We start from the raw sequence: 6,344 nt of genomic DNA, 5'->3' as shown, positions 1-6,344 counted from the left end.
AAATAACCAAACCCAAGTTACTGTTTCAATCAACAGGGAGTCATCTCCATGACAGCAAAGAATGCCTTCTACGCCCAATCCGGCGGTGTAACTGCCGTGATCAACTCATCCGCCTGTGGCGTGATCGAGACCTGCCGCAAGCACTCAGACAAGATCGCCAACGTCTATGCCGGTCGCAACGGCATCATCGGTGCCCTGACCGAAGACCTGATCGACACCAATCAGGAGTCCGCTGAAGACATCGCCGCGCTGAAGACCACCCCCTCTGGTGGTTTTGGCTCCTGCCGCTTCAAGCTGAAGAGCCTGGAAGACAACAAGCGCGAATACGAGCGTCTGATCGAGGTCTTCAAGGCCCACAACATCGGCTACTTCTTCTACAACGGTGGCGGCGACTCCGCTGACACCTGCTACAAGGTCTCCCAGCTCTCCGAGAAGATGGGCTATCCGGTGCAGGCGATCCATGTGCCGAAGACTGTCGACAACGACCTGCCGATCACCGACAACTGCCCCGGCTTCGGCTCGGTGGCCAAGTACATCGCCGTCTCCACACTGGAGGCCTCCTACGACGTACGCTCGATGGCCGCCACCTCCACCAAGATCTTCGTCATGAGGTGATGGGGCGTCACGCTGGCTGGATCGCCGCTGCCGGCGCCCTGGTCGAGGACTACGGTATTCCGGTCGTGACCTTGTTCCCGGAGATCGAGTTCGACAAGGAGAAGTTCCTCGCCGCGGTCGACGCCAAGGTGAAGGAACATGGCTACTGCACCGTCTGCGTCTCCGAGGGCGCACACTGGCCCGATGGCACCTTCCTCGCCGAGCAGGGCACCCGCGACTCCTTCGGTCACGCCCAGCTAGGTGGCGCGGCGCCGATCGTCGCCAACATGATCAAGGACGCCCTGGGCCACAAGTTCCACTGGGCGGTAGCCGACTACCTGCAGCGTGCAGCACGTCACCTGGCCTCCGAGTCCGATGTCGCGCAGGCCTACGCCCTGGGCCAGGCCGCGGTCGAAAAGGCTCTGGAAGGCAAGAACTCGATCATGCCCACCGTGGTACGTGAGTCTTCCTCTCCCTACAAGTGGAGCATCGGCGAGGCCCCCCTGAGCGAGGTCGCCAACGTCGAGAAGATGATGCCGATGGACTTCATCTCCGAAGATGGCTTCGGTATCACCGACAAGTGCAAAGAGTACCTCTACCCGCTGATCAAGGGCGAGGCCTACCCCGAGTATGACGACAACGGCATGCCCAAGTACGTCACCATGAAGGGAGCTGCGGTACCGAAAAAGCTGGCAGAGTTCGATCTGTAAACTCCAGCCAACCAAAGGGGAGCCATCCAGCTCCCCTTTTTTCTGTCTGTTTGATCCTGATCAATGCTGAACTAATTGAGAATATTAGAGAGTATTGAGCTTCTGTCTTTTGGGCAGACCAACAGTTCTAACCACTATTCCGCAATACAAAACATTACCGATTTTTTACTTGTTATGAGGACTGCACCGTGAGCACTGAACTTATCTTCGCCCTGGCCTGCGCCGCTGCCGCACTAGCCTATGGGTTTGTATCCGTCAAATGGATACTCGCACAGCCGGAAGGCAACGAGCGCATGCGTGAGATCGCCGCTGCCATACAGGAGGGCGCCAGCGCCTATCTTAACCGCCAGTACACCGCCATCGGTATCGTCGGCGCTGTTATGCTCGTCGTTCTTTGGGCTGCCCTGGGTGCGGCCACTGCAATCGGCTTCGCCATCGGTGCAGTCTTCTCTGGTGCCGCCGGCTATATCGGCATGAACATCTCGGTACGTGCCAACCTACGCACCGCAGAGGCCGCCAATAACGGCCTCAACGCCGCACTGCAGGTCGCCTTCCGCGGTGGCGCCATCACTGGCATGCTGGTTGTCGGCTTGGGTCTGCTGGGTGTGGCCGGTTACTATGCCATCCTCAGTCAGATGGGCGTCACCGACAGCGACGCACTGCACGCTCTGGTCGGTCTCGCCTTCGGCGGCTCGCTGATCTCCATCTTCGCCCGTCTCGGCGGCGGCATCTTCACCAAGGGTGCGGATGTGGGTGCCGACATCGTCGGCAAGGTTGAGGCAGGCATCCCCGAGGACGATCCACGCAACCCGGCAGTTATCGCCGACAACGTGGGTGACAACGTGGGTGACTGCGCCGGCATGGCAGCCGACCTGTTCGAGACCTACGCGGTAACCGTGGTCGCCACCATGCTGCTGGGCAGTCTGCTGGTCGCCGGCAACAGCGCCGCTGCCATCACCTATCCGCTGGTACTGGGTGGCGTCTCCATCATCGCCTCCGTGATCGGCACCTACTTCGTCAAGGCAAATGAGGGCGACACCAAGATCATGATCGCGCTCTACAAGGGGCTGGCGGTCGCCGGCGTCATCGCCGCGGTGGCCTTCTACTTCGTCACCGACTACATGATGAAAGACGTGATTATCGAAGGCGTGACCAACCCGACCATGGCACTCTTCGGTTCCGCCATGATAGGACTCGTGTTGACCGCCGCGATGGTGGTGATCACCGAGTACTACACCGCCACCGAGTTTAGCCCGGTGCGGCACATCGCTGAAGCCTCCACCACCGGTGACGGCACCAACGTGATCGCTGGTCTGGGCGTCTCCATGAAGTCCACCGCCGCTCCGGTACTCGCCGTGTGCGCTTCGATCTGGGGTGCCTACGACCTGGCTGGCCTCTACGGCATCGCCGTGGCCGCCACCTCGATGCTCTCCATGACCGGCATCATTGTCGCCCTCGACGCCTACGGCCCGATCACCGACAACGCCGGTGGTATTGCCGAGATGGCTGAGCTAGACGAGAAGATCCGCAACATCACCGATCCGCTGGATGCCGTGGGTAACACCACCAAGGCGGTGACCAAGGGCTACGCCATCGGTTCCGCCGGTCTGGCCGCGCTGGTGCTCTTTGCCGACTTCACCCACAGCCTGGACTCTGCCGGCAAGCTGGTCAGCTTTGACCTCTCCAACCACATGGTCATCATCGGTCTCTTTATCGGTGGTCTGGTGCCTTACCTGTTCGGTGCGATGGCGATGGAAGCCGTGGGCCGCGCTGCTGGCGGTATCGTCAACGAGGTTCGTCGCCAGTTCCGCGAGATGCCAGGCATCATGGACCACAGCCAGAAACCAGACTACTCCAAGGCCGTGGACATGCTGACCAAGGCCGCCATCAAGGAGATGATCATCCCCTCCCTGCTGCCCATCGCGGTGCCAGTGATCGTCGGTCTGACCCTGGGTGCCCAGGCACTGGGTGGCCTGCTGATCGGCACCATCGTGACTGGCCTGTTCGTCGCCATCTCCATGACCACCGGCGGTGGCGCATGGGATAACGCCAAGAAGTATATCGAGGATGGCCACTTCGGCGGCAAGGGCTCCGATGCTCACAAGGCAGCGGTTACCGGTGACACCGTAGGCGACCCCTACAAAGACACCGCCGGCCCTGCCGTCAACCCGCTGATCAAGATCATCAACATCGTGGCACTCCTAATCGTGCCGCTGATCTGATCCCACTCTGGGGCGCTCTGCGCCCACGCTATAGAGAGAGGCCGGCTTTGCCGGCCTCTTTTTTTCTCCGCTGAAACCCTTTCACTCAAAGGGCTTAATCCTCCCCACCCTGGTACCCGGACAAAGAGGCTGCGTATAATGGCGACTTTATAAATTTAAAGGACGCTAATATGAACCTGGACAGAGTCAGCTCCGGCGCCAATGTCCCTAACGACATCAATGTCATTATCGAGATTCCGGCGCACTCCGACCCAGTCAAATATGAGCTGGATAAGGAGACCGGTGCGATGTTTGTCGACCGCTTCATGTCCACCGCCATGCACTACCCCTGCAACTACGGCTATGTGCCGCACACCCTGTCGAAGGATGGCGACCCGGTCGACGTGCTGGTGCTCACCCCCTATCCACTGATCTCCGGCTCGGTAATCAAGTGCCGCCCGATTGGCGTGCTCAAGATGAAGGACGAATCGGGAGACGATGCCAAGATACTGGCCGTGCCGGTCGACAAGCTCTGCAAAAGCTACCGCTCGGTGCAGACCTTCCGCGACCTGTCTGGCGAGGTGCTGAATCGCATCTCCCATTTCTTCGAGCACTACAAGGATCTGGACGAAGGTAAGTGGGTGCGCGTCGACGGCTGGTACGGCCTCGATGAGGCAAAGGCAGAGATCATGGAGAGTGTGCAACTGTATAAGGATGCACCTGAAAAACCCAATTTCTAAGGCCTACACGCAGCGCTCCCACGATCACCACCAATATGAAAGTCTGCATCCTCTCCGATAGCCACGACCACATCCCGCTGCTCGACGCCGCGGTGGCAGAAGCCAAGAGCCAGGGCGCCGAGGCGGTGCTGCACTGTGGCGACGTAGTCGCTCCAAGCACCCTCAACTGCCTCGCCAAGCATGATCTACCGGTGCATGTCATCCACGGCAACAACAGCGGCGACCTCTACACCCTGGGGCGACTTGCCAACCAGCCCAACACCCACATCCACTACCATGGCATGGATGCTGGAGTGGAACTGGCCGGCAAGCGGATCTTCCTGGTCCACTATCCTCACTACGCCCGTGCCATGGCCGCCACCGGCGACTGGGATCTGGTCTGCTGCGGTCACAGCCACAAGCTCAAATTCGAGGAGCTGGCCAACATCAAGGGCGGCACCACCCCGCTGATCAACCCCGGCACCATCGGCGGCGTCGGCCGCGCCCCTGCCACCTACGTGATGGCCGACCTGGAGAGCATGCAGTTCGAGGTGCGTGAGGTCGCCAAGTCGCTTGAACATCTGTAAACCGAGTAACCAGCATGTCTGACCTGACCCACTTCAACGCAGCCGGCGAGGCCCATATGGTCGATGTCGGCGACAAATCGGTCACCCACCGGGTGGCCGTCACTGAAGGCCGCATCAGCATGCTGCCCGAGACCCTCGCGCTGATCATGCAGGGCGGCCACAAGAAGGGCGACGTACTCGGCATCGCTCGTGTCGCTGGTATCATGGCCGCGAAGAAGACTGCCGACCTGGTGCCGCTATGCCACCCGCTGGCGCTCACCAAGGTCAATATCGAGCTGAGCGCCGAACCCGAGAGCACTAGCGTCTACTGTCAGAGCCGGGTCGAAACCCGCGGCCAGACCGGCGTCGAGATGGAGGCGCTGTGCGCCACCCAAGTGGCACTGCTAACCATCTATGATATGTGCAAGGCGGTCGACCGCGGCATGACCATCGACCAGGTGCGCCTGTTGGAGAAGGCCGGCGGGAAATCGGGGCACTGGAGACGAGAAGATTGACCCAGATCGCCAGGAGCCGTGAAACACGGGGCAATTCACACACTTTTATCGACTTTTAGGCCAAAATATCCCACAAAACTGGTCTGAGGAGAGAACAATGGCTGCCTTTGTAGAGTGGTCCGATACCCTGAGTGTCGGCATCGAAGAGATCGACGCGCAGCACAAGGTGCTGGTCGATATGATCAACCGGATGCATGATGCAATCCACAAACGCCAGGGAAGCGAAGTTGTTAAAGAGATTCTCGGTGAACTGGCGGACTACACCCGCATCCACTTCGCCGTTGAAGAGAGTCTGATGCGCATCCTCAACTATCCTGGTTACGACGCACACAAGGAGATTCACGAGGAGTTGCTCGGGCACGTCATCGAGCTGGTGGAGAAGGTCGAATCGGGCAAGACCGCGATCGGCTTCGAACTGATGCACTTCCTCAAGACCTGGCTCACCAAGCACATCATGGAGGAAGATATGCAATACACCGCACACTTCCTTGCCGCCGGCGCTAACCCCCGCGTAACAAAAAAATCCTGGATCAAAAAGCTTTGGGGATAGCCCCACTCCGGGCGTCTGCCGACGCTCGGGCCGTCCCCCCTGAAAACCTATGAATCCCTTCTACCACCGGGCACGCTTTCTCAAGAGCGCGGCCAAACTCAGTCAGGCACCAGCCGACCAGGGCATTGAAGTCGCCTTCGCCGGGCGCTCCAACGCCGGCAAGTCGAGCGCGCTCAACCTGCTCTGCAACCAGAAGAGCCTGGCGCGCACCTCCAAGACCCCCGGTCGCACCCAGCTGCTTAACTTCTTCGGCCTTGACGAGCAGCGCCGCCTGGTCGACCTACCTGGCTACGGCTACGCTAAGGTCGCTGAACAGGTCAAGACGATCTGGCAGAGCGCCTTGGCCGACTACATTGCCCAACGGGAGTGCCTGCGTGGACTGATATTGATGATGGATGTCCGCCATCCGCTAAAGAAGTTCGATATCCAGATGCTCGAATGGAACATCCACCACGGCCTGCCGACCCACATCCTGCTAACCAAGGCGGA

The 6,344-nt window shown here is 59.8% G+C and carries 6 protein-coding genes and 1 pseudogene; all 7 read left to right on the top strand.

The window, feature by feature from the left end; all coding sequences use genetic code 11:
* The first annotated feature begins 48 nt into the window (after positions 1-48).
* A pseudogene (locus RIFP1SYM_RS15170) lies at positions 49-1,304 on the top strand (6-phosphofructokinase).
* A gap of 188 nt (positions 1,305-1,492) precedes the next feature.
* Positions 1,493-3,526 carry a sodium-translocating pyrophosphatase gene (locus tag RIFP1SYM_RS15165; protein WP_005966429.1) on the top strand — a complete coding sequence of 678 codons (2,034 nt, stop codon included), beginning with the start codon at positions 1,493-1,495 and terminating at the stop codon, positions 3,524-3,526.
* Positions 3,527-3,696: 170 nt separating this feature from the next.
* The gene (gene ppa / locus RIFP1SYM_RS15160; RefSeq protein WP_005966427.1) at positions 3,697-4,245 is read left to right on the top strand and encodes an inorganic diphosphatase; all 549 of its coding nucleotides are present in this window, start codon (positions 3,697-3,699) and stop codon (positions 4,243-4,245) included.
* Between the two features lie 35 nt (positions 4,246-4,280).
* The gene (locus tag RIFP1SYM_RS15155) at positions 4,281-4,811 is read left to right on the top strand and encodes a metallophosphoesterase family protein (RefSeq protein WP_005966424.1); all 531 of its coding nucleotides are present in this window, start codon (positions 4,281-4,283) and stop codon (positions 4,809-4,811) included.
* 14 nt (positions 4,812-4,825) lie between these two features.
* On the top strand, positions 4,826-5,305 hold the full coding sequence (moaC, locus tag RIFP1SYM_RS15150; protein WP_005966422.1) for a cyclic pyranopterin monophosphate synthase MoaC: 480 nt from the start codon (positions 4,826-4,828) through the stop codon (positions 5,303-5,305).
* 97 nt (positions 5,306-5,402) lie between these two features.
* The gene (locus RIFP1SYM_RS15145) at positions 5,403-5,855 is read left to right on the top strand and encodes a bacteriohemerythrin (protein ID WP_005966420.1); all 453 of its coding nucleotides are present in this window, start codon (positions 5,403-5,405) and stop codon (positions 5,853-5,855) included.
* Positions 5,856-5,904: 49 nt separating this feature from the next.
* Positions 5,905-6,344, top strand: a 440-nt coding sequence (yihA, locus tag RIFP1SYM_RS15140) for a ribosome biogenesis GTP-binding protein YihA/YsxC (RefSeq protein WP_039960701.1), incomplete at its 3' end; no start/stop codon positions are given.

It is taken from the genome of endosymbiont of Riftia pachyptila (vent Ph05) (assembly GCF_000224455.1).
In the GTDB taxonomy this organism is placed as follows: domain Bacteria; phylum Pseudomonadota; class Gammaproteobacteria; order Chromatiales; family Chromatiaceae; genus Endoriftia; species Endoriftia persephonae.
This window is presented reverse-complemented; position numbering and strand designations above follow the sequence as displayed.